The organism is Spirosoma sp. (assembly GCF_048594605.1).
GTDB lineage: Bacteria > Bacteroidota > Bacteroidia > Cytophagales > Spirosomataceae > Spirosoma.
On the sequence record NZ_JBMDWV010000173.1, the window covers coordinates 17,576 to 39,624 of the forward strand.

The 22,049-nt window shown below is 46.7% G+C and carries 17 protein-coding genes; 7 read left to right on the plus strand and 10 right to left on the minus strand.

Features of this window, described 5'->3' with window-relative positions; genetic code table 11:
* Positions 1–51: 51 nt before the first annotated feature.
* Together ACOJS8_RS10885 and ACOJS8_RS10890 are read right to left on the minus strand one after the other, a co-directional pair.
* On the minus strand, positions 52–2,463 hold the full coding sequence (locus tag ACOJS8_RS10885; protein WP_420148567.1) for a PQQ-dependent sugar dehydrogenase: 2,412 nt from the start codon (positions 2,461–2,463) through the stop codon (positions 52–54).
* A gap of 224 nt (positions 2,464–2,687) precedes the next feature.
* A complete protein-coding gene (locus ACOJS8_RS10890) occupies positions 2,688–3,455 on the minus strand; it encodes a class I SAM-dependent methyltransferase (RefSeq protein WP_420148568.1) in 768 nt (255 codons plus the stop codon).
* Positions 3,456–3,625: 170 nt separating this feature from the next.
* Here ACOJS8_RS10890 and ACOJS8_RS10895 point away from each other — a divergent pair, with 170 nt between their 5' ends.
* Both ACOJS8_RS10895 and rlmB read left to right on the plus strand, forming a co-directional pair.
* On the plus strand, positions 3,626–5,101 hold the full coding sequence (locus tag ACOJS8_RS10895; protein WP_420148569.1) for a GWxTD domain-containing protein: 1,476 nt from the start codon (positions 3,626–3,628) through the stop codon (positions 5,099–5,101).
* A 104-nt stretch (positions 5,102–5,205) separates the two neighbouring features.
* The gene (gene rlmB / locus ACOJS8_RS10900) at positions 5,206–6,003 is read left to right on the plus strand and encodes a 23S rRNA (guanosine(2251)-2'-O)-methyltransferase RlmB (protein WP_420148570.1); all 798 of its coding nucleotides are present in this window, start codon (positions 5,206–5,208) and stop codon (positions 6,001–6,003) included.
* A gap of 204 nt (positions 6,004–6,207) precedes the next feature.
* On the opposite strand, the gene ACOJS8_RS10905 is transcribed toward rlmB, so the two are convergent.
* The gene (locus ACOJS8_RS10905) at positions 6,208–6,600 is read right to left on the minus strand and encodes a c-type cytochrome (RefSeq protein ID WP_420148571.1); all 393 of its coding nucleotides are present in this window, start codon (positions 6,598–6,600) and stop codon (positions 6,208–6,210) included.
* A gap of 174 nt (positions 6,601–6,774) precedes the next feature.
* Here ACOJS8_RS10905 and ACOJS8_RS10910 point away from each other — a divergent pair, with 174 nt between their 5' ends.
* Positions 6,775–7,515: a class I SAM-dependent methyltransferase gene (locus ACOJS8_RS10910; protein WP_420148572.1), complete on the plus strand. Its 741-nt coding sequence runs from the start codon at positions 6,775–6,777 to the stop codon at positions 7,513–7,515.
* A gap of 21 nt (positions 7,516–7,536) precedes the next feature.
* Here the strand turns inward: ACOJS8_RS10910 and ACOJS8_RS10915 are convergent, their stop codons facing one another.
* Positions 7,537–9,225: a VRR-NUC domain-containing protein gene (locus ACOJS8_RS10915; RefSeq protein WP_420148573.1), complete on the minus strand. Its 1,689-nt coding sequence runs from the start codon at positions 9,223–9,225 to the stop codon at positions 7,537–7,539.
* 27 nt (positions 9,226–9,252) lie between these two features.
* On the opposite strand from ACOJS8_RS10915, the gene ACOJS8_RS10920 reads away from it, so the two are divergent.
* From ACOJS8_RS10920 to ACOJS8_RS10930, 3 genes are all read left to right on the plus strand, one after another.
* Positions 9,253–10,248, plus strand: coding sequence for a DUF2157 domain-containing protein (locus ACOJS8_RS10920; protein WP_420148574.1), 996 nt, complete (start codon positions 9,253–9,255; stop codon positions 10,246–10,248).
* Complete coding sequence (locus ACOJS8_RS10925) at positions 10,245–11,438, plus strand: hypothetical protein (protein ID WP_420148575.1); 1,194 nt, start codon at positions 10,245–10,247, stop codon at positions 11,436–11,438. The genes ACOJS8_RS10920 and ACOJS8_RS10925 overlap by 4 nt, the downstream gene beginning before the upstream one ends.
* A 114-nt stretch (positions 11,439–11,552) precedes the next feature.
* Positions 11,553–12,740, plus strand: a complete 1,188-nt coding sequence (locus ACOJS8_RS10930; protein ID WP_420148576.1) for a phosphoglycerate kinase — start codon at positions 11,553–11,555, stop codon at positions 12,738–12,740.
* Positions 12,741–12,811: 71 nt separating this feature from the next.
* Here ACOJS8_RS10930 and ACOJS8_RS10935 read toward each other — a convergent pair whose 3' ends face one another.
* From ACOJS8_RS10935 to fabF, 6 genes are all read right to left on the minus strand, one after another.
* Positions 12,812–14,308, minus strand: a complete 1,497-nt coding sequence (locus tag ACOJS8_RS10935) for a hypothetical protein (RefSeq protein WP_420148577.1) — start codon at positions 14,306–14,308, stop codon at positions 12,812–12,814.
* Between the two features lie 13 nt (positions 14,309–14,321).
* The gene (locus tag ACOJS8_RS10940; protein ID WP_420148578.1) at positions 14,322–15,077 is read right to left on the minus strand and encodes a zinc ribbon domain-containing protein; all 756 of its coding nucleotides are present in this window, start codon (positions 15,075–15,077) and stop codon (positions 14,322–14,324) included.
* A gap of 120 nt (positions 15,078–15,197) precedes the next feature.
* Positions 15,198–16,295, minus strand: coding sequence for a Nif3-like dinuclear metal center hexameric protein (locus ACOJS8_RS10945; protein WP_420148579.1), 1,098 nt, complete (start codon positions 16,293–16,295; stop codon positions 15,198–15,200).
* Positions 16,296–16,355: 60 nt separating this feature from the next.
* Entirely contained in the window at positions 16,356–18,635 is a 2,280-nt protein-coding gene (locus tag ACOJS8_RS10950; RefSeq protein WP_420148580.1) for an NADP-dependent malic enzyme, read from the minus strand.
* A 271-nt stretch (positions 18,636–18,906) separates the two neighbouring features.
* On the minus strand, positions 18,907–20,190 hold the full coding sequence (locus ACOJS8_RS10955; RefSeq protein ID WP_420148581.1) for an Hsp70 family protein: 1,284 nt from the start codon (positions 20,188–20,190) through the stop codon (positions 18,907–18,909).
* 198 nt (positions 20,191–20,388) lie between these two features.
* A complete protein-coding gene (gene fabF / locus ACOJS8_RS10960; RefSeq protein WP_420148582.1) occupies positions 20,389–21,633 on the minus strand; it encodes a beta-ketoacyl-ACP synthase II in 1,245 nt (414 codons plus the stop codon).
* Positions 21,634–21,748: 115 nt separating this feature from the next.
* Here fabF and ACOJS8_RS10965 point away from each other — a divergent pair.
* On the plus strand, positions 21,749–22,049 hold a 301-nt coding region (locus ACOJS8_RS10965), incomplete at its 3' end, for a TetR/AcrR family transcriptional regulator (RefSeq protein ID WP_420148583.1).

The window sequence follows — 22,049 nt, forward strand, 5'->3', positions numbered from 1 at the left end:
TTTGCCTCAGAGAAAATGAGGCAAAACAGCGTTATTAAAATTCATGAGTGATTACTGTTGATAATATTCAATTTTGTCGGCATCTGTGTTGTTGGTCATTATGACCTCACTATTCCCCGCCACATTTGCCACCGCGTTCACCGTTAATGTTCCTGACGTGTAACCAGGGTTGAATACTCCAGTCAGTCCGAAAGCGCTAACACCCCCTGCACTCATCGCCGGTTTTGTTAGTACATAATAATCTTCATCGGAGATGCCATCAAAGCTCCATTCGCTGTTTTGTACCGCGCGCCCTCCCACCGAAGTGGACGACGGAGAGTAAATCAGCGGGATCTGCGGTTGTTTAGCCACTTTAACCGTAACAGTCTTATTAGTAGCTACCCCATTCAATTCATACAACTCAACCACCACACTGGCATTATTAGTACCGTAGTGAACAGAAGGTTGGGCATAAACGACAGGGGTTACATCGACAGGTAGTTTATAATTGGCTGTATACGTTGTGTTGACATCAGGTATAGTGATCGTACCGTTTGTTACAACTCCCTGACTCCATTGGTCAAAAAGGTAGGTTGAATTATTTAGCGTCTGCGATGAAGGAGCGCTTAGGGGGATGATGAGGCCGGATACGAATTGCTGGGTACGCGGTGTAGTAACGGGCTGACCATCTAAAACAAGGTTCAAGCCGGCAGGCGTGGTCGTAAAATTGACCGTAACCACGTGGGGGTTTATATCAACATACGTTGAGTTGGTGCCGCCCCTTGAATCGGTTACTGTTAGTATCAAGCGGTAGAAAACATCGGCTGCCACTTCATGGCCCTGATTAGCCGTTGCGAATTGGCCGCTTGTGATGCCTGGCGGAATAGAAGGGCCTGGATGATAATGGACATTATGATGAAACTCAACCGTCCAGTTATAGGCGCTGGCTGGTAGTACCCCATCTTCAGGGTCCGTTGCCGACCCCGAAAAGCTGATCACATCCCCTGCCCGATAAATGGTATTGTTAGCGGGGGAGAGGATAGTAGCCGTGGGAAGCTGATTTGCGGCCGTCAGGGCCAGCGTGGCTGGATTACTAGTTACACTTCCGGATGAATTGCTAACAATCACTCGATACTGACCGGCATCGGCTGCGACTGTGCTGGCAATGGTATAAGTAGAGGAGGTCGCTCCCTGAATATTAATCCCACCCTTTTGCCATTGATAAGATAGAGGAGCAGTGCCGGTTGCGGTCACGGAAAAACTTGCTGATTGACCTTGAAAAACCGTCGTACTCGTTGGATGGCTAACTATATTAGGGGCAGCGTTGGTCGTATAAATGATTTTATTAATGCCTCCCCCATAACGACTAATATAATAGAGATTACCATCAGGGCCTATATTTAACCCTACTGCTTGCCCTCCCAAATTCCAGGCGAAATATGATTGAGTTGCTGCCCCAGTTGATAAGTCTAGTACACTAATATAACTGGTGCAATAGTCTTGGAAAAAATATTTGCCTATGTAGCTGCTAGGATAAGTTGTTGAAGATGGATTAAAAAATACCCCTCCCGAAATTGCACATTGTCCCCCTATATGTGAATAAGCGTAAGTTGGATTTGTGTAGGCGGGATTCGGATTTGGAGCGGTTCCTTCAACTTCTGGCCAGCCAAAATTAAGTCCCCCTGTGGTAGCCTCATTGATCTCTTCCCAGCTTCCCTCTCCAACATCATTGACGAATATGCGCTGGGTTATTGGTTGAATACTAAATGTAAAGGGATTTCGTAGCCCGTAAGCCCAGATGCGCTTTCGTTGTTCTGAGCCAGTTGTGAATGGATTCCCCGCCGGAACGCTACCATCGGGATTAATGCGTAAAATTTTCCCTAGATAGATATCCAGATTTTGAGCGTTGGCAGGATTGCGACTGTCACCAACAGCTACATATAGCTTACCATCGCTACCGAAATTCATGGCTCCACCATTATGCTGCTCGGCTGAACTTAACGGGTCTAGGTTTAAAACTAATGTCTCACTGTTAGCCTGAGCCACATCGCCTACAGCAGTGAATCGGCTAATGCGATTATTATATGGTGCGCCAGGAACTGTGTAGTAAAGATATACATATCCATTTGTAGTAAAGTTGGGATCTAATGCCACACCATTAAGTCCAGCTTCACCCGATGAATATACGTTACTTATTGTAACAAAAGGAGTGGGCAGCAAGCTACCATTTTTGATAATACGAAGTTGACCGTTCTGTTCTGTTACAAAAATACGTCCATCTGGTGCAAACGCCATCGCAGTGGGGTTATTCAGGCCACTAGCGATTTGCACCTGACTAAAACCTGCTGGATAGGTCTGCGCATTTGCATGATAAATAGTAAAGGCAAAAAACAATAGATAAAGCCGCTGGGTTAACTGTAGCTTGCTGTTAAGCGAACATAGAAATCTCTTCAGAGATTTCTCTCTCTTGTGAAAATTATTCATAAAGTTGGATTGGGAGATTTGTAGTTAATTGAAATGTAAAATTGCATAAAAAATATATTCGAATTTGCGAATATAATAAGTCAGTTCCCAAACTTCTTATTATACATCCAATGGCACTCTTTTTAAATTTGATAACAAACAAGCAATAATATGATAATTATTTCATATATTAGCTGTGGTAATACCATTCCCTTCGGCGGCAGTGTAGTTCATAAGCAATACAATTACTTCGTTGCTACGTAGAAGAAGTCTAAACTACCTGCGGGGTCATTACTGATTATGTAATCCGTGTGATTAATCTCAGCAGCCAATCCGTCCGCCTGTAAAAGTCGGTTGCGATTCAGGCGGTTCATCAGATCGTAGGGAACCTGTAGCAGTCGCCGAGGGAGTCGGTATTGCAGATTAAAAATGTCGAAGCGCGTTAGTTTTTTAACAGACTCTTTGTTCTGTTCATAGTACGTCATTACCTTCTCGTTGCCATGAATACCACGCGTTTCAATCTTTGGAAAGTATTTGGTTATTAACGATTTCAAACCATCGGCATAATATTCCCGAACATGCCATGGGTTACGTGTGAGCGAAAACGTTCTGTTGACAGTCGTAAGCAGAAGTTTACCACCCGGCTTTAGCACACGATAGGCTTCTTTGATAAATAAATCATCGTTCTCAATATGCTCAATTACCTGGAACGTAACGATGTAATCGAACGTATTGTCAGCTAAACCTTTAAGGGGGGGAATATTTGCAGCTACGAACGTAGCATCTGGGTAAGCTTTGCCAAGAGAGGCAATTAGTTCCTGGTTTTTATCAATGCCTGTGTAGTGATCTGCAGCTTTGGTGAGCAACTCCAGGCCCCGTCCCCAGCCACAGCCAATTTCAAGTACATTGCCGCTCACCAGCTTAGCCGCTTCGACATAGGGAAACAGCAAACGTTGGTGAACAGGGTTATCAGAGGCAATTTCGGCAGACGTGATTTCGGTGGTCTTATACATAAGCTTGCAATTCAACCTACAAAATTACTCTTTTGTGGAAAAATGCAGGTCTTCATTAACCCAAATAGACTCATTTTTTCGTTATAAGTAATGATATAGTTGATGTAACTTTTGTTTTAGAAATTACTTGAGATAAAACTCGAGGCAAAAAATAAGCGTAAAGATTGTTTATGCGCCTTTTATCTGCTCTGTTTTTAATTTTCCTTTTGTCAGCTTGTGCCGCTAACAAAAAAAAGCAGCAAGATCGTATCAATGCTGCCTACGATGCTCGTACTGAAGCTCAGCAAAATCAGCCTACCGTTCGCCCGGCTAATGGCCCCGCTACCGGACGTACCAATCAAGCGGGTGATGGAACTGCCACGACTGGTGCAGGATCTACCTCCAGCGATTCGCGTGCCGCGACTTCCCAGGCTTCTGCCCCTGTTAAAGTAATGACAGATGGCCCTGCCTTAGGAACAACACCAGCACTGCCGTCCAAAACATCCGGCGAATGGATGGTTACGTCGATCAAAGGGAAGTTTCTGGCAATTGATACGACGAATGTTCGAGTTTACATGAACTTGACCGCTAAATCGCCTACGGGTGAGCCAATAGTAAAACCGGCAGATTTTGCGGAGCATTTTATGGTTGCTTATGTTATGTATCCCGATTATAACAATCGGGACCGGCTAGGCTATGGAACAGTCACTATTAATGATCAATCCATTCATCAGGAGGGTGATCATCTTACGCTAACCTTTGATGTAAAGCGCCCCAAAGATGCCGCTAGTGCCGTTCTGCTCACTGAAATAACCGAAACAGGCAGCGGGACAAAGGCACGTAACGACTTACCACTACGCTTCAAAGGAGCCAAGTTGAGCGATCGTTTTACATTATTTGACAAAAATGGGCAACAGCCGCAGTTGCGCAATTACGTTAATGCAGGCGACACCGTACTTATTCGGGATGTTAATGGCGCTAGTAAGTCACTTTTCGGAGTTCGTTACCGGCATGATTTTGACGCAGCCTCGTCTCCCATGAATACCGCACCTCGCCCGGCGTCCCGTTCCCTTGCGGTGGATTCGACGTTGACCATCACAACTAATCAACCGTTTGTCATTCCTCGCGAAGGCCTTTATTATTTCGTCGAAGACACAACCGCAGAATCAGGCATCGGTTTAGTTGTAACCGATAAGCGGTTTCCAAAATTGACGCGTCCCGAAAAGCTCATCAAACCCGTCCTGTATATGAGCACCAGTAGCGAAATAGGTGAATTAAACCAGGCACAGGATACCAAAAAAGCCTTTGATAAGTATTGGTTAGGGATGATGTCGGGGAATGAAGCCGTGGCCAGAAAAACAATAAGAGCTTATTTCGACCGGGTTGAAGAAGCTAATCGATTATTCACTACGTATAAGGAAGGCTGGAAAACCGACAAAGGAATGATATACATCATACTGGGGGCTCCGGATCGCGTGCAGCGGAACCGGGAGCGTGAAGTGTGGGTTTATAATCGTCGGGCTAACGTATCGGAGGTGAATTTTACATTTACGAAAAAAGCCAATCAATTCGTTGATGATCACTACGAACTGGTACGTTATATTGAGTATCAGCCAATTTGGTATCCAATCGTTGAATCATGGCGAACCGGCGCTATTCGCGAATAAATTAATTATTGAATGATAAAATGGTTGAATTGCTGGGCATAAGCCTAGCCTGATTCAGCCATTTTATCATTCAATAATTTTGTCATTTAATACTAGAAAAGTTAATGCCCCAGCAATTTCAACGCCATTCTCGACCACGACCCCAGTTTCGACCTCAGCCCGATGAGATGGTATTCGGTATTCAATCTGTGATCGAGACGTTACGTTCTGATCAGCAGATTGATAAATTATACATGGAAAAAGGGCTGAGTAATCCTGAAATTCAGAACTTAGCCTTTCAAAATCGCGTAACGATTCAGCGCGTGCCCGTAGAAAAACTTGACCGGCTGACGCGTAAGAATCACCAGGGAGTCGTTTGTCTGGTCGCTCAGGTTCAGTACGTTAAGTTATCCAATGTGATTGCTGACGTGTACGAACGGGGCGAGGTTCCCTTCTTATTACTGCTTGATCGAATTACGGACGTTCGGAACTTTGGAGGAATTGCCCGCACAGCCGAATGTACAGGCGTACAGTGTATTGTGATTCCGGGGCGAGGAGCTGCTGCCATCAACTCCGATGCGATGAAAACATCATCGGGAGCATTGAATCATATTTCGGTTTGCCGGGAGCCTGACCTGACCGAAACGGTAAAGTACCTTCAGCAGAGCGGCATAGCGGTTATTGCCTGTACCGAAAAATCGAGCCGGGATCTCTACGAACGTAACACTGATCTAACCGGGCCGATTGCCATCATTATGGGCTCAGAAGAAGATGGAATTTCGCCTGAGTTGCTACGTATGGCGGATACACATGTTAAGATTCCTTTGTTAGGTGCCGTAGGTTCACTAAACGTATCAGTAGCGACAGGGGTAGTCTTGTATGAGGCCGTTCGACAGAGAACTATGACGGGCGCGGACAGTTAACAGCTGAAGCTTTCCAGGAATGAATACTTTATCCGGGCATTGTAGCTGAATCACTACGATAAGTCCTATTACAATGAGCAATCAGCCAGAGCATTATAAAAACCTGTGCATGCAATCAGATGATTAATTAGTCATGAGTTTCTGGTTACACAAAAAAGGCTCTTCCTGGGAAGAGCCTTTTTTGTGTAACCAGAAATTATGGTGTTAAGCTTTCTTGGTCGTTTTTTTAGTGGTCGTCTTCTTCGTAGACGACTTCTTCGCTCCACCATCCAACGAGTTGATCCAGCTAGCCAATTTCATCGCATCTTCCTTAGGAACCTGCTTCATTGGCGCCATTGGAGGATATCCCGGCCAGTGTGCTGGAATTGGATTGTAAATTAGGTTAACGATTTCCTCGTCCGAGTAATTCTTTTTAGCTACATCGACGTAAGCCGGACCTACCAGACGCTGGTTTGGGCGATGGCAGGCAATGCAGGTGTACTTTGTCATCAGAGCATTCATATCTGCCGGAATATCGGCTGGTGCCTGAGCGTTAGCGTCGAAAGAAGCTACGGCCAGTGCAGCCGAAGCAATCAGAATGCCAAATGGTTTTTTCATGAGATCAGGTAAGCAATAAATTGGATGAACAGATTCGGTAATTAGCCATAAGTAAGCCTCGCAAAAATATACGGTTTCAAATGATAACCCAATTTTGGCTTTGGTTTTTCCTATTAAACTAAACATTAGACATTTATTCCCCGAAAACGTTTAAAATTGGTGAAATAAAAAATTATGCAGCCTCTCGATCGCTTCTCTGGTCACGCTAACCTTTATGCTCAGTACCGTATCGATTACCCATCCGAATTATTCGATTTTGTGCTCTCTTTTGCAGAAAACCGGCAAATAGCCTGGGATTGCGCCACCGGAAATGGTCAGGTTGCCGGTACGTTATCCGAGTTTTTTGATCAGGTTGAAGCAACTGATATTAGTGATACGCAACTAGCCCGCGCCGTACAGAAACCAAATATTCATTATCAGATTAGTTCCGCCGAACAGACGCCCTTTGCTGATCAAACCTTCGATTTGATTACCGTAGCGCAAGCTTTACACTGGTTCAATGTCGACAAATTCCATGAAGAAGTTCGTCGCGTAGCAAGGCCCGGCGCTGTGATTGCCGAATGGGGTTATGGGTTGGTTAATCTTGGCCTATCTGATCTGGATTCGATCATGCTGGATTTTTATCGGAACCGCATTGGGCCTTACTGGGACCCCCAACGAAAATATGTTGACGATGCCTACACTACGTTACCGTTTCCGTTTGCTAAAGCTCAACGGGCCGAATTTAGCATTCGACGTACCTGGTCGCTCGACCGCTTTCTGAATTATTTGCGGACCTGGTCGGCCGTGCGGCAGTACATTCACGAAAACGAAGAAGATCCCACAACTGAATTGGGAGAAACGTTTAGGCCTATATGGGGCGACGAAGAACGCGAACTATCGTTTCCAGTATTTCTGCGGATTGGCTACGTGTAGGCATACCTGACCGGATGGTTTCTAGAGTTCCCAAATCACACGTACCACTTTCCCGTGGACACCAATAGTTTGGAAAAATTCCAGCCAGTGTAGTTGCTGGGGGCCAAGGTGGTCGGTTGGTGATTTGACCTCTACAAATTCGTACTTTCCCTGATCGTTCCAGATCAGTAAGTCAGGGAAGCCGCGCGTGTGCTCGCGGAGGTTGCGCGACATTTCGAGCAAAATCAGTCGAAGTTGCTCAACGTCCAGCAAGTCGATCATTCGCTGCACGAGTGTCAGCAGTTCGTCGGACCAGTCAACCAGTACGTTAGTGATGCCATATTTGGCGTTGAACATTCGTCCCGTATGGCGTCGCCAGTCGTCTTTCGTCGCCAGTTCGTTCAGTCGCTTCTTTAGCAAATCCTCGCGCTTGACGTAAAAATCAGGTAAGTAAAAGTCCGATGGGGCGCGTTGCAGCGGATGGTGAATGGCCGATACGTTCGCGTCGTAAATAATGTCCCAGAAAACAAGCCCGAAGAGGCTCCGCCAGGGGTAATTTTCGGTAAAGGCTGCTTCGTAATCCTGCTCCAGATAATAGTTCATGACACCTGCTTCGACGTGGTGCCGGTAAGCCGCCGGAATGTTGACGCTCTCTGCATCCGACAAAAAGCGTGTAGTGGCCTTGCGCGTCCGTTTCTTTTCGCCCGCACTCAGAATTTTATCCCGAAAATCATTGGCAAAGTAGCGCTCTTCGGCGTTTAGTGGGTTTAACGCAATTTCGTCGCAGAGGGCCAGGGCTTCGTCTACTGAACCGTTGCGGAAGAGAAGACGAACTCGACGCTCACGCGCGGGTACGCGATCCGAAAGTTCATAAACTGCCAGCGCCTGATCGGGCAACTTCTGCCGTTCCAGATAACCACCAACCCGACATACTAATTTCTGATAACCCGGAATAGCAATTTCAGTCAGTTCCGGACGAGTTTCATTCCAGTTCAAAAACCAGTTATAAATGTCTTCGGCAGGCGTTTCCGACTCCTTTAGGTCATAGAATTCTTCGTTTGTTAATGAAATCAGCAATTTGTCTTCCACCTCTTTACGAGTCCGAAAACGGGCCGTTAGCTTACTCTCATCATAACGTTCAAAGTTGACCATGCCCAGGTCGCGAACAACAAATTCAGTCATGTTAGCGCCCCGGTTACCAAAGAACAGGTATTTTACCATCATGCCTTCGGCCTCAAAATTCATTTTGACAACCGTTTCGCGCGTGGTCAGGCTCGTGACAATTTCGCCAAAATCGAGTTCTTGCAATGCGTAACGTACTACGGCTTCCTTCTTTTCTTTGGAAAGCGGCCTGATTTCTTCGGGTTCCAGCGGCAGTAGCTCCAGCAACTCAGGTTTAGTGAAGACACTCAATGAGTCGTCACCCATAATCTCGTGCTGGGGCGATAATCGCTCGATAAAACCAGCCGTAATCAGCTCACCAACAGCCGCCGGTAAGTCAGTAATTTCGTTGTATTGTAGTTTGTTAATGCGAAAAAAGAGTCCTTTGCGGTTACTAAGCCGTACGTACAGACATTGAGCATCGAGACTCAGCGCTTCAAATCGGCGCACAAAATCCCATTCGGCATCGTTTAACAGATTGCCGTAGAGTCGCGTGACAAAAAACAGTACGTAGCGGAAGTTGTCGAGATAATATAGGGGGGTTAGGATAATTTTCTGTCGTCCGACCATATAAATACAACAAAAAAAGAACCGTTTATGTCCCCAACCGACGTACTGAACGAGTTAAGTAAACAAGGAATTATACCACCTGAGCAACAGGTCAAACTTGCCGAAATTGAGCAGAAAAGACCATTTTCCGTTCATTGGGAGCTACGTTCGATACTCTACCTTGGCATCCTGCTGTTAAGCTCAGGCTTAGGTCTGTTAGTGTACGATAATTTTGATCAGATCGGCCACGGTGCTTTGCTGGTTGCCATTGCGGTGGCCTGCGTCGGATGTTTTGTTTTTGCGTGGCGAAACCGACCGGAATGGACGCCCGACCAAACGAAAAGCCGCTCGTCGTTTGGCGATTACGCGCTTATTCTTTCCTGCCTGCTGTTTCTAACCCTGGAAGGCTATGCGCAATATGCATACAACGTATTCGGCACGCGTTACGGTCTGGTAACCTTACTGCCTGCTGCGCTATTTCTGCCGTTAGCGTATCGCTTCGATCATCGGGGCGTATTAGGTATGGCACTCACGGCATTGATCTCATGGGTAGGCGTAACGGTACGGCCACTCGAACTTTATTTCAAAACCAATTTTTTCGATCAAAAAACCGTCTTCTCAGCTATTGGTCTTGCCCTTGTCCTGATTACATCGGCCCTGGTTCTGGAGCGGCAACGTATCAAACCACATTTTACTTATACGTACCTGACCATTGCCGGAAATCTGTTGCTGGTTGCATTGTTAGGAGGGTTGTTCAATTTTGAAGATCAATGGATCGGATTTGCCATTGGATTAGCCGTTACGTGTATTGCTTTCGATCAGTACGCCCGACGGGAACGTCGTCTTGCGAACACAACCGGGTCGTTTATTTATCTGCTTATCAGTGTGATTTACGGCTACATCGGCGCTACGTATATCGTTTTTCATTACCTGCGCTTAGGGAAATTAGGCGACAACATTTATTACTGGTATTTCATCCTGACGGGTACGGCCATTGTGTATTATCTGATGAGTCAGCTGCCAAAAGGAAAACGAACGGCATGAAAGCGTATAACGAACAGTGGATTTATAACCGCACTATTCTGGAGCAGGCAGAACGCTGGTATCGGCAGAAACTAGTATCTGATCAACAGATTGCTGCTGTAAGACAGACGTATCCGGTGGAGTTTCGGCAAACCAACGGTTTCATCGAAATAGGCTTGTTTCTGTTTACAACGGTAGCTATACTGGCCTGTTATTTATTACCTGCCAGTATCTTTTCAATGGTATTGGATAATCAAAGGACGTATAGTGTATTCAACGTAGCATTCGGGATTGGAATAGGTGTAGTCGGCCAGATCCTTATCAATCGAAGGCTTCTCTATCGGAATGGGATCGACAACGCCTTTGTTGCTACTCTAGCTGGATTTCTGACTTTTGGTCTGAATCAATTTTTACCGAACGGACTTTCGACGACTACGCATTGCTTCGTTACGTTACCCTTGTTATTGGCAATTCTCTGGTACTACGGGGATACCCTCATTGGCTTCTTTACGCTTGCTACGTTTTATGCATTTATCTTTGATAGCCTTATCAAATTCAGTTGGGGAAAAGATGTTCTGCCGTTTGTCATGATGGGTATATCTGTCCTGCTGTATCTGGGCGTCAAGTACATCATCCGACAGAATCCAAAGCAGGTTTATTATACCGATCCGCTGAATCTGGCGCAGTGGGTTGCGCTCATTATGGTGGCTGCCAGCGGAAATTATTACGTAGTGCGCGAACTGAATGGGCTTTTGATCCGCTCCAGTCTGCTTGCTTCCCGACAGACTGGAGCGCCCGAAATTGCTTTATCCTGGCTGTTCTGGTTACTGACGTTTGTGATTCCGACCATTTATTTGTGGCAAGGTTTAGTGAAAAGAAATCGGATGTTGCTCATTCTGGGTGTATTAGGATGGATTGCAGCCGTTATGACTGTTCATGAATACCATGCTTTAGTGCCGCTTAACGTTAGCCTGACCATCGGCGGGATAGTGCTGATTCTAATTGCTGTGGCTGGAATTCAGTTCTTGCGCAACGAACCAAAACTTGGCTTCACCGACGTACCCGACGACGATTCGCCTAACGAGTTTCTGGGTGATGTGGGAACACTGGCTTCGATGCAGGCCGCGTCAGGGGCGCATCATACACCAAAAAATGACCTGAACTTTGGCGGTGGGAACTTCGGCGGTGGTGGCAGCGGAGGGAAATATTGATGCAACTAGGATTTCGAATTCTGGATTACAACGTATCGTTGATAAACTTCCCGTTCTCATCTGCCGAAAAACCGCTAAGTTTGAGCCCGCAAACCAACGACCATACGTAGTCGCATGAAAACCGTAGACTCCTACAACTTTGCCGGCAAGAAGGCCCTCGTCCGGGTAGACTTCAACGTGCCCCTCGACAAAGAATTTAACGTCACTGACGACACCCGCATTAAAGCAACTATTCCGACCGTCATGAAAATCGTGAATGATGGCGGCTCGGCTATTTTAATGTCTCACCTTGGTCGGCCGAAAGGTGGTCCCGAAGAAAAATATTCACTGAAACATTTATTGCCCGCGCTGAAAGAAGCTTTCGGGCGCGATGTAAAATTTGCCGACGACTGCATTGGTCCGTCGGCTATCGATCAGGCTGCCAGCTTGCAGCCGGGCGAAATTCTGTTACTCGAAAATCTTCGTTTTTACAAAGAAGAAGAAAAAGGCGACGTAGCGTTTGCTGAGAAGCTTTCCAAACTCGGCGATGTTTGGGTAAACGATGCGTTCGGAACGGCTCACCGCGCCCATGCCAGTACGGCCGTAATGGGACAGTTTTTCGATGAACGCGTAGCTGGCTACGTCATGCAGGCTGAGCTGGATAATGCTAAAAAGATCCTGGAAAGTGCCGAGCGTCCGTTCACGGCCATTATGGGGGGGGCTAAAATTTCCGACAAAATCCTGATCATCGAAAAATTGCTCGATAAGGTTGATAATCTGATCATTGGCGGAGGGATGACCTATACGTTTACGAAAGCGCAAGGTGGCCAGATTGGTAATTCACTGCTCGAAGCCGATAAACAAGAGCTGGCTCTTGATTTATTGAAAAAGGCTGAAGAAAAAGGCGTGAAACTATATATGCCTGTCGATAATGTGTGTGCAGATGGGTTTTCCAATGACGCTAATCGGCAAACAGTGGCAACTGGCCAGATTCCGGACGGATGGGAAGGTCTTGACATTGGCCCGGAAACTATCAAAAAATTCACTGACGTAGTGCTGGCGTCAAAAACAATCCTTTGGAATGGTCCGATGGGCGTGTTTGAGTTCGAAAACTTTGCCAAAGGAACTGATGCTATTGCCGAAGCTGTCGTAAAAGCAACGGAAGAAAACGGCGCTTTCTCGCTCATCGGTGGTGGCGACTCCGCTTCAGCGATCAATCAGGCGGGTTACGGCGACCGTGTCAGCTACGTATCGACGGGTGGCGGTGCACTGCTCGAATATATGGAAGGCAAGGTGCTGCCGGGTGTGGCTGCTTTGGAATAGTAAAGTCAATAGCAGAAAAATAGATTCGTAAAAAGATACGCCATGTCTTGAAGACATGGCGTATCTTTTTACTACAGGCTACTCAATGCCGCCCGCGCTTTGTTGTCCACGCTGTTTTTGTATTCGTGGCGTTTAAAACTGAGAGCCTTCTGGAAGAAAGACCGAGCCCGTGTCCGGTCTTTTTTTTGTTGATAGATATACCCTAACTGTAAGGCGGCTGTTGCACCAAAGGAAAGCTGATCGGGTTCGCTCAGGGTAAGCGCCCGACTTAGGTAAGGAATAGCTACGTCAGGTGCGTCCCGACGTTGGTAAATACGTCCCAGCCGGTAGTTGTATTCGGCTTTCTCGGCTACAAGCGGAAATTTTGCTTCGGTGTAAGGGCGCAGATACGCCAGAGCTGAGTCAGTAAAACCACCGTCTGAAGCTAACCGGGCGCGCATCAGCACTTTATAATTTGCAGAGACGCCTTTATTTAAATACGCTTCGGCAAACTTCTGAGCCGCTTTGTCGGACTCGACCGTAGTACGTCCTATGGTACTGACTTTTTGCAAAAAAGGCCGTGACTTTGTTTCCGGTTCATTGGCGAGCCAGTGGCATAGAAACAGTTTATAGTACGAATCTTTGAGGAAGTTTTCTCCTTTGTAAGCAGCCAGAAATCGATGAAAATGGGTAATGGACGTAGCATATTCGCCTTTCTGCAGGTAAATATCCCCCAGAATGTTTTCAATAACGGGTAGTGGATAATAAGCACGGCCGGTTGGGCGATTGCTCAGGTAACGTAACGCCAATTCGCTGTGGCCGTTCTTTAGTTCAATGGTAGCTCCGAAAAAATAAAGCAGCAAATTATCCGGGTTTTCGCTGACTAATCGCTGTAGGGTTTGCCCATCGGAGTCGCTGAATTTCAGTACGTAAGCGTTTATCATCAGCTCAATCAATTGGGCTTCGAGTCGGAAAGTAGGGTCCTGTTGAGCTCGTTCTAACTCCTGTTGTCCTTGTCCGATACTGCCATGCAGGCCAAGCAGATTCGCCACCCAGACGTAATTGTCCGGTACGGAGCCAATCATTACGTGCAGCGTTCCGAGCGATTTATACGTAGGTAGAAAATTTGGAAATCGTTTCTGATTCTCTGTCAGGAGTTTAAAAGCACGTATTACGTCCCAGCTTGCACTGATTTCCTTGCCGAACTTGAGCTTGACAAAAGCCCAGTGTAGCCTTATTTCCGCCTGAATGACCCGTTTCCAGGGAGAATTATTATCTAATTTTTTTAGCATGTCAAGCCGCTCCTCTTCCCGATCTCCTATATTCTCGAACGTAGCATTATCGTCAGAACTTACGAGAGTAAGCATATCAACATAATCGTCCAGAAAAATACGAATACCGTTTTGAGACGATTCAGCCGCTAATTGCTGTTGAGCGGCCTGAACTTTGAGTTTTTGCAGATCAGCATAGGCTTGTTGGAGTCCCGATGTCCAGACAAAATCCTGACCGAAAGTCGGGACAGAAATGCACATAAGCACAAACAAAAACACCGGGCTGAAACCCGGTGCTATTGCCAAAAGACCCTTCATATTTTGTTACGTTCTACCGACCACGACCCACGGGAGCAGGCTCAGGAGCCCCTTCTACATCGGCCAGGATCCGACCGCAGTGTTCGCAGACGATGATTTTCTTTTTGTCTTTAATATCAGCCTGACGCTGAGGGGGCACTACGTTAAAGCAACCGCCACAGGCACCCCGTTTTACCGTCACTACCGCCAGCCCGTTCAGCGCATTATCGCGAATTTTGTTGTAAGAATTCAGCAAGCGCGATTCAATGGTTTTAGACTGTTCGTCGCGCTGTCTGATAATTTCCTTTTCTTCTTCCTGGCTTTCCGAAGTAATCTGATCCAGTTCCTGCTTTTTGGCTTTCAGATCTTCTTTCCGTTCATTCAGGGCAGATTGCGTGTTTTTGATTTCCTCTTCTTTTCCCCGAACGCGGAACTGAGCTTCGTTCGCACGTTTTTCAACCAGTTCAATTTCAAGGGATTGAAGCTCAATCTCTTTAGAAATGGCGTCAAATTCGCGATTGTTGCGGACGTTCATTTGCTGATCTTTGTATTTCGTGATCAGCTTTTCGGCGTCTTTCTTGGCTACACGGTTGCGCTCAATATCTTCTTCCAAGGCCTTAATTTCGGTCTGGAACTTGCCAATACGTGTTTCAAACCCAGCAATATCATCTTCCAGATCGCGGACTTCTTCAGGCAGTCCACCGCGGATTTTAATGAGTTCGTCTAATTGAGAATCAAAAGATTGCAGTTTCAGAAGAGCGTCTAATTTTTGCGCAATCGTTAGTTCCATTCGGAAGTTCTGTTTTTATATAAGGTATAATGAATAATGTTTAATGTACAATGATTGATGCCGTAACTCATTGACAGTCAAAAGTCTTGGAGTTTCACATTATTCGTTATACATTATTCATTAAAAGTACCGAACCGGATTCGTTTCCGTTTCTGATAAAATTACCGCAAAAGTAGTGAATTTTTTTGCCAAATGCCCGCAAATCAATTCTTTCGTAAATACTTCACTTTCGTAATGCCCAATATCGCAGATACTGATCCGTCCGTCAGCGTCAAAAAACTCGTGATATTTATAGTCGGCGGTCACAAAAACGTCGGCTTTAGCCCGTATAGCATCGGGTAATAAAAAACTACCTACCCCTCCGCAAACGGCTACATATTGAATGGGGCGGTCGGGCAGGGGAGTGTATCGAATCAGATTCAGATTCATCTGCTCTTTCAGATACACAAGCCACGATTGTCCATCCAGTGGGTCAGCTAATTTGCCGATAGCCCCCGAGCCAACTTCCTGATTCTGATTGTCTAATGTAGTGAGGTAATAGGCTACTTCTTCATAAGGATGTGCCTGCCGTAGCGCTGCCAGCAGTTGATTTTGCTGATACGCTGGAACAATTACCTCAATACGGTTTTCGGGCCCTTCGTGGTATTCGCCTACGTTGCCAATGGCAGGATTCGCATTGTTGTCGGGCTGATACGTTCCTGTGCCGCTCGTTCGAAAACTACAATTTTTATAGGCACCAATTTGACCTGCTCCGGCTGCATAAAGCACATCCAGCACCCGTTGCGTATCGGCTACGGGTACAAAGGTGACGAGTTTACTTAACACCTGGGTTTTGGGAGCCAGAACACGAACGTTTTGTAGCTTCAGTTTTTCCGCAATCTTGAAATTGACACCCCCTGCTACGTTGTCCAGATTCGTGTGAGCCGCGTAAATCGCTACGTCATGTTTAATCGCTTTGATAACCGTTCGCTCAACGTAGGATTTGCCATTCAGCTTTTTCAAACCTTTAAATACAATCGGATGATGGGCCACTACTACGTTGCAACCTTTGTTAATAGCCTCGTCGATAACGGTTTCAGTGGCATCAAGTGTAACCAGAACGCCCGTTATTTCGGCAGACGGATCGCCTACAACAAGACCTGCATTATCGTAGGATTCCTGATAAGCTAAAGGAGCAATCGTTTCCAGATAGCTCGTGAGATGATGAACTTGAGGCATTTTAAGAACAGAAAACGGATCAGATTTGCCGGATAGTATGAAAATCAGGGCCTTGGCATTTTACGAAACGCTCTGCGCTTCTACAACAGCAATGGCTACCATGTTGGCAATTTCACGTTCCGATGAACCAAGTTGTAATACATAAACCGGCTTGTGCATTCCCAGCAGAATTGGGCCAATGGCGTCAAAACCGACCGAACGGGGCCCGGCTGCTTCACGCATGAGGTTGTAGGCAATGTTAGCCGCCGATAGGTTCGGGAAGATGAGCGTATTGGCACCTTCGTCGACCAGTTTACTTAGCGGGTAATTCTGACGTAGCAAATCGACGTTAAAGGCGAGGTGGGCCTGCATAGCGCCATCAACAATCATGTCAGGGTGTTTTTTCTGAAGAATATCGGCGGCCTTCTGCATTTTGTCGGCATCCTCACCCTTTGCACTGCCAAAATTGGAATACGTAACGAGCGCAATACGTGGTTTGATATTGAAGCGCTCAACAGTGCGTGCCGTCAGCTCGGTAATCTCGACAATTTCTTCGGCCGTTGGGTCCATATTAACGGTTGTATCGGAGAAAAACAGCGGGCCTCGGTTGGTCAGCAGAATGTACATGCCCGCTACTTTTTGCACACCCGGCTCTTTCCCAATTACCTGCAACGCCGGACGTATTGTATCCGGATAGTTGTGGGTTAACCCCGAAATCAGCGCATCCGCCTGACCTGTTTCAACCATCATGGCGCCAAAGTGAGTACGCGATAACATCCGTTTACGTGCATCGTTCAACGTAATACCTTTTCGATGTCGCTTCTTGTAAAACAGATCGCCAAACTGCTCAACCAGTTCCTGTTCCTTTCGGGGCGTAATGATCGTCACATCGCCTAAATCCAGATTATTTTGCGTAATCATCTCCTGAATAATGGCTTTTTCGCCTAGCAGAATTGGATGAGCAACGCCATCGTTTTTTACCTGTTGAGCGGCTTTCAACACCTTCAGATTTTCGGCGTCGGCAAAAACAACCCGCTTGGGGTTCGTCCGGGCTTTCCGATTGATCACCCGTGAGATGCGTGTATCCTGTCCTAATCGACGAGCTAACTGACTCTCGTAGGCTTCCCAGTCGGTAATAGGCTGTCGGGCAACGCCGGATTCCATCGCTGCTTTGGCAACGGCCGGAGCTACCGTTTCCAGCAGGCGCGGATCAACGGGTTTAGGAATGATGTAGCCACGGCCAAACATCAGATTATCGGTACTGTAAGCCAGATTTACCAGATCCGGAACGGGTTTCTTGGCCATATCGGCCAGAGCCTGAACGGCCGCCAGTTTCATGGCTTCGTTGATTTCCGTAGCCCGTACATCGAGAGCGCCCCGAAAAATGTAAGGGAAGCCCAATACGTTGTTCACCTGGTTTGGATAATCGGATCGGCCTGTCGCCATTATAACGTCAGGACGGGCGGCAATGGCATCTTCATAACTAATTTCGGGAGTGGGATTGGCCATCGCAAAGACGATCGGGTTTTCGGCCATCGAACGTACCATGTCCTGACTGACGGTGTTGCCTTTCGAAAGGCCAATAAATACGTCGGCCCCAGCGAACGCTTCTTCGAGAGTGTGCAGATTGCGATTCGTGGCAAACAGACTTTTCCGTTGATCAAGGTCGGTACGGTCGGCTCGGATAACGCCTTTGCTATCGCACATCACTACGTTCTCGACGTTAGCGCCAAGAGCTATGTACAGCTTCGTGCACGATATAGCCGACGCTCCCGCGCCATTGACCAGAATCTTTGCCTCACCGATCTTCTTGCCAACCAGTTCAAGTGCATTCAGCAGAGCGGCTGCCGAAATAATGGCCGTGCCATGCTGGTCGTCGTGCATAATCGGGATGTTGAGTTCGGCTTTGAGTCGCTCCTCAATTTCAAAGCACTCAGGCGCTTTGATGTCTTCCAGATTAACACCGCCAAATGTCGGCTCCAGGATCTTGACCATCCGAACAAACTCATCGACGTTTTTAGTGTCCAGTTCGATGTCAAAAACGTCGATGTCGGCGTAAATTTTGAAGAGCAGCCCTTTTCCTTCCATAACAGGCTTACTAGCTTCAGGGCCAATATCGCCCAGGCCCAGTACGGCAGTTCCGTTGCTGATAACAGCTACCAGATTTCCTTTAGCGGTATATTTATAGACGTCTTCGCGATTCTCGGCAATTGCTAAGCAAGGTTCGGCCACACCCGGCGAATAGGCTAATGATAAGTCGGCCTGGGTGCTGTATTCTTTAGTGGGTATAACTTCAAGTTTGCCCGGACGACCTTTGGCATGATATTCAAGAGCGTCCTCGCGACGTATTTTCTGTTGCATAGAAAGGGGTTAAACTAACTTGATGGCGGGTTATGGTTGGCGCATTTATCAAATCTTGCCAGAACACGTTGTGTGGCAAGACAAGCGCTTCAAAAGTACAATAAAAGTACCCCTGTTTTTATAAGAAAGCGATAAAAGAACTGCGAACAGCCTAACTGATACGTTGTTATCGTATCAAGTGGCATGAGATTGGTTAAAAGAGAATGCTACGGAAAACAAGCAAGCCGATGGCGGAAATTGCGCTCGAAAACGACCCGTAGGAGCTTGATCCCTACGTATGACTAACCGGCTTCACTTTCTGGCCGAACTTGTATTCGCTGTCGTAAGCCAGACCAAGACCAACACTGGAAAGCTTGTTTTCATCGGCGATGGCTGCGTTTGGAAAGAGGTTTTTAAAAGCGGCCTGTATGGAACGTACTTCCGTAGAGCCTCCTGTAAGAATAACCAAATCGATCGCTTCTTTGCTGACACCCGCTTCCCGAAGGCATTCTCTGGCCGAGGCCGCTATTTTTTCAACATCCTCATCAATAGCTTTATCAAAAAGCTCCTGTTTAACAGATATACTAAAACGATCTTCTATAAAGTCGAGCGGAGCCTGGTAATCGTCCTGAGACGAAAGCGCAATTTTCGTACCTTCAGCAGCCGCCAGAAGCGCGTGTCCTGTTTCATCTTCAAGTACTTTCAACAAGCGTCTATACCGTTGTTTATCGTGCGATTGGTGTAACAACTGCCGGACCTGCATAATTATCTTAGGCGTATACAGGAAGTTAACTTTACTCCATTCAGCCAGGTCGACGTAGGGTTTTAGCGGAACTTCCAGATTTTTGGGCCCATATGTACTCCGATAGCCCAGTTCAGGCATAATAGCCGCTAAGCTTAGCTCTTTGTCAAAATCGTTACCGCCGATTCGTACGCCAGTATTGGCTAGAATATCCGAAGATCGATCGGATTTATGAACGTACTGATTCGACAGCCTGATCACTGTAAAATCAGATGTACCGCCACCCAGATCGGCAACGATGGCGAGCTTTTCACCAATTATTCGGGCTTCATGGGCGAAAGCAGCTGCAATAGGCTCAAACTGAAACGCGATATGCTTAAATCCAATACGTTGCGCTATTGCCTGTAATTCAGTCTGTGCACGCGCATCGGCTTCTGGATCATTATCTACAAAATGGACAGGACGGCCCATCACTACGTGGTCAAGTTCCTGGCCTGCAACGGCATCCGCTTTATCTTTTATCTGCTTCAGGAAGGAGCTAATGATACTGGAAAAATTCATGGAAGCGCCATTCACAAGGGTGCCTTGTTTCATGAGCGACGTGCCCAGAACCCGCTTTAAACTTCGCATAAAGCGGCCTTCCTGCCGGTCGAAAAACAGATTAACAGCTGTTCTGCCATAAAAAGCTTTGTTATCAACCCGCCGGAAGAAAATAGCACTTGGAATCGTTACAGACGATTCTTCAACCGGAACAAGACTAATTTTACCATTATCAGCAATGGCTACGCTTGAGTTTGACGTACCAAAATCGATTCCGCAGGAAATTGTTGCCATCCCTATATGTCTTTGTCATAACCGGTTCTTGTCTGCAAGAGACAAGAACCGGCGGTTTTAACGGAAAAAGGGTGCAAATCTAAGAGAAATGTAACAATCTGCTGTCAAGGCAGTCGGGCGAATTTATGTCTTCGAGCGGGCGTACCGGATAAAGTAGATTATGCGAATCCTGAATTATCCTGTGAACCTGTCCGAAAATTATACCTTCTGGAAAATGACCGTGCCGTTATGCCCGCCAAAACCGAACGTATTACTCAGAGTCGTATTAACCTGCGCAGGTAGCGCTTCACCTAAAACAATCGTTAGGTTTTCTGGTATTGCCGGGTCCAGTTCGGTTGTATTGATCGTGGCAGGAACAATATTGTCGCGCATCGAAAGCAGGCAGATAATGGCTTCGATAGCACCGGCAGCGCCCATCAAATGACCTGTGATCGATTTCGTAGCGCTGATTTTTAGCTTTACGTTATCACTTCCTGTCAGTTTGCGAACGGCGTTAATCTCTGATAAGTCACCGACGGGTGTGGACGTAGCGTGCGTATTCAGGTAGTCTACATCGGCCATAGTCAGATTGGCTTCATCGAGTGCCAGTTGCATAGCTTTGGCTGCTCCTGACCCTTCTGGATGTGTAGCCGTCATGTGATACGCATCGGCAGTCATGGCGGCACCGGTAATTTCGCCGTAAATGGTTGCGCCACGTTTGACGGCGTGTCCGTACTCTTCCAGAACTAACGCGCCCGCACCTTCGCCCATAACAAATCCATCCCGATGAACATCGAACGGTCGGGAAGCCGCAGCCGGATCAGTGTTACGTGTCGACATGGCTTTCAGTGCACTAAACCCGCCAAACGAAGCTGGTGTAATGGGGGCTTCCGAACCGCCGGTGATAATTATTTTAGCCTTCCCAAGCCGGATGTATGTAAACGCGTCCATGATCGCCGTGTTTGACGTAGCACAGGCCGAAACGGTCGTATAATTAATACCCATATAACCGTTACGTATCGAAATCATACCCGACGCCATGTTGACAATGAGTTTGGGTACAAAGAATGGACTGAAGCGAGGCTGGCCATTTCCCCGCGCATATTCTGTTACCTGCTCCTCAAAAACGTCCATTCCGCCCTGCCCCGACCCCCAGATAACGCCCACGTCGTAAGGGTCCATACTGGCAAAGTCGAAACCCGAATCTTTAATGGCCTGATCTGAGGCAATGAGCGCGTACTGCGTAAACGGATCCGTTCGCTTGATGTCGGAGTGGCTTAGATACTGAGCGGCATTGTAATTTTTTAGTTCAGCAGCAAACTGCGTTCGAAATAAAGACGCGTCGAAATGTGTAATAGGGGCCACTCCACTACGTCCGGCCACTACATTCTGCCAGAACGTTGGTATGTCGTTGCCAATAGGAGTCAGTGCGCCTATACCTGTGATAACAACTCGGTGTAACATTGTATTTGAATCTACGTAATACCTGAGCCTGCTTTGTTAGATTGGTTTATGGCTCAGTGTGATAAATAACGTAGCAAAGGTAGGTAAATAAAATACCAAATGGTATATTTGTGGTATGAAAAACGATTTGTCGAAAGCTGAGCGTACTCGTCAGTACATTATTGAAACAACAGCGGGGATATTCAATACGAAAGGATATGCCGGAACATCGTTATCTGATCTGACCGAGGCTACCGGCTTAACGAAGGGTAGTATTTATGGTAACTTTGGGAGCAAAGAAGAAGTAGCTTTAGCCTGCTTTGACTACAATCTCTCAAAAATCAATCAGGCTATTCTGCATCGGCTTTCCGAAGAGACTACGTATTATCAGAAGCTTATGGTCTATGCGCAAGTTTACCACAGTTTTAATGGAATTC

Bases quoted from the DNA above. Each gene is read 5' to 3' on its own strand.
- ACOJS8_RS10885 (WP_420148567.1), bottom strand. From the start codon at position 2,463: ATGAATAATTTTCACAAGAGAGAGAAATCTCTGAAGAGATTTCTATGT.
- ACOJS8_RS10890 (WP_420148568.1), bottom strand. From the start codon at position 3,455: ATGTATAAGACCACCGAAATCACGTCTGCCGAAATTGCCTCTGATAAC.
- ACOJS8_RS10895 (WP_420148569.1), top strand. From the start codon at position 3,626: ATGCGCCTTTTATCTGCTCTGTTTTTAATTTTCCTTTTGTCAGCTTGT.
- rlmB (WP_420148570.1), top strand. From the start codon at position 5,206: ATGCCCCAGCAATTTCAACGCCATTCTCGACCACGACCCCAGTTTCGA.
- ACOJS8_RS10905 (WP_420148571.1), bottom strand. From the start codon at position 6,600: ATGAAAAAACCATTTGGCATTCTGATTGCTTCGGCTGCACTGGCCGTA.
- ACOJS8_RS10910 (WP_420148572.1), top strand. From the start codon at position 6,775: ATGCAGCCTCTCGATCGCTTCTCTGGTCACGCTAACCTTTATGCTCAG.
- ACOJS8_RS10915 (WP_420148573.1), bottom strand. From the start codon at position 9,225: ATGGTCGGACGACAGAAAATTATCCTAACCCCCCTATATTATCTCGAC.
- ACOJS8_RS10920 (WP_420148574.1), top strand. From the start codon at position 9,253: ATGTCCCCAACCGACGTACTGAACGAGTTAAGTAAACAAGGAATTATA.
- ACOJS8_RS10925 (WP_420148575.1), top strand. From the start codon at position 10,245: ATGAAAGCGTATAACGAACAGTGGATTTATAACCGCACTATTCTGGAG.
- ACOJS8_RS10930 (WP_420148576.1), top strand. From the start codon at position 11,553: ATGAAAACCGTAGACTCCTACAACTTTGCCGGCAAGAAGGCCCTCGTC.
- ACOJS8_RS10935 (WP_420148577.1), bottom strand. From the start codon at position 14,308: ATGAAGGGTCTTTTGGCAATAGCACCGGGTTTCAGCCCGGTGTTTTTG.
- ACOJS8_RS10940 (WP_420148578.1), bottom strand. From the start codon at position 15,077: ATGGAACTAACGATTGCGCAAAAATTAGACGCTCTTCTGAAACTGCAA.
- ACOJS8_RS10945 (WP_420148579.1), bottom strand. From the start codon at position 16,295: ATGCCTCAAGTTCATCATCTCACGAGCTATCTGGAAACGATTGCTCCT.
- ACOJS8_RS10950 (WP_420148580.1), bottom strand. From the start codon at position 18,635: ATGCAACAGAAAATACGTCGCGAGGACGCTCTTGAATATCATGCCAAA.
- ACOJS8_RS10955 (WP_420148581.1), bottom strand. From the start codon at position 20,190: ATGGCAACAATTTCCTGCGGAATCGATTTTGGTACGTCAAACTCAAGC.
- fabF (WP_420148582.1), bottom strand. From the start codon at position 21,633: ATGTTACACCGAGTTGTTATCACAGGTATAGGCGCACTGACTCCTATT.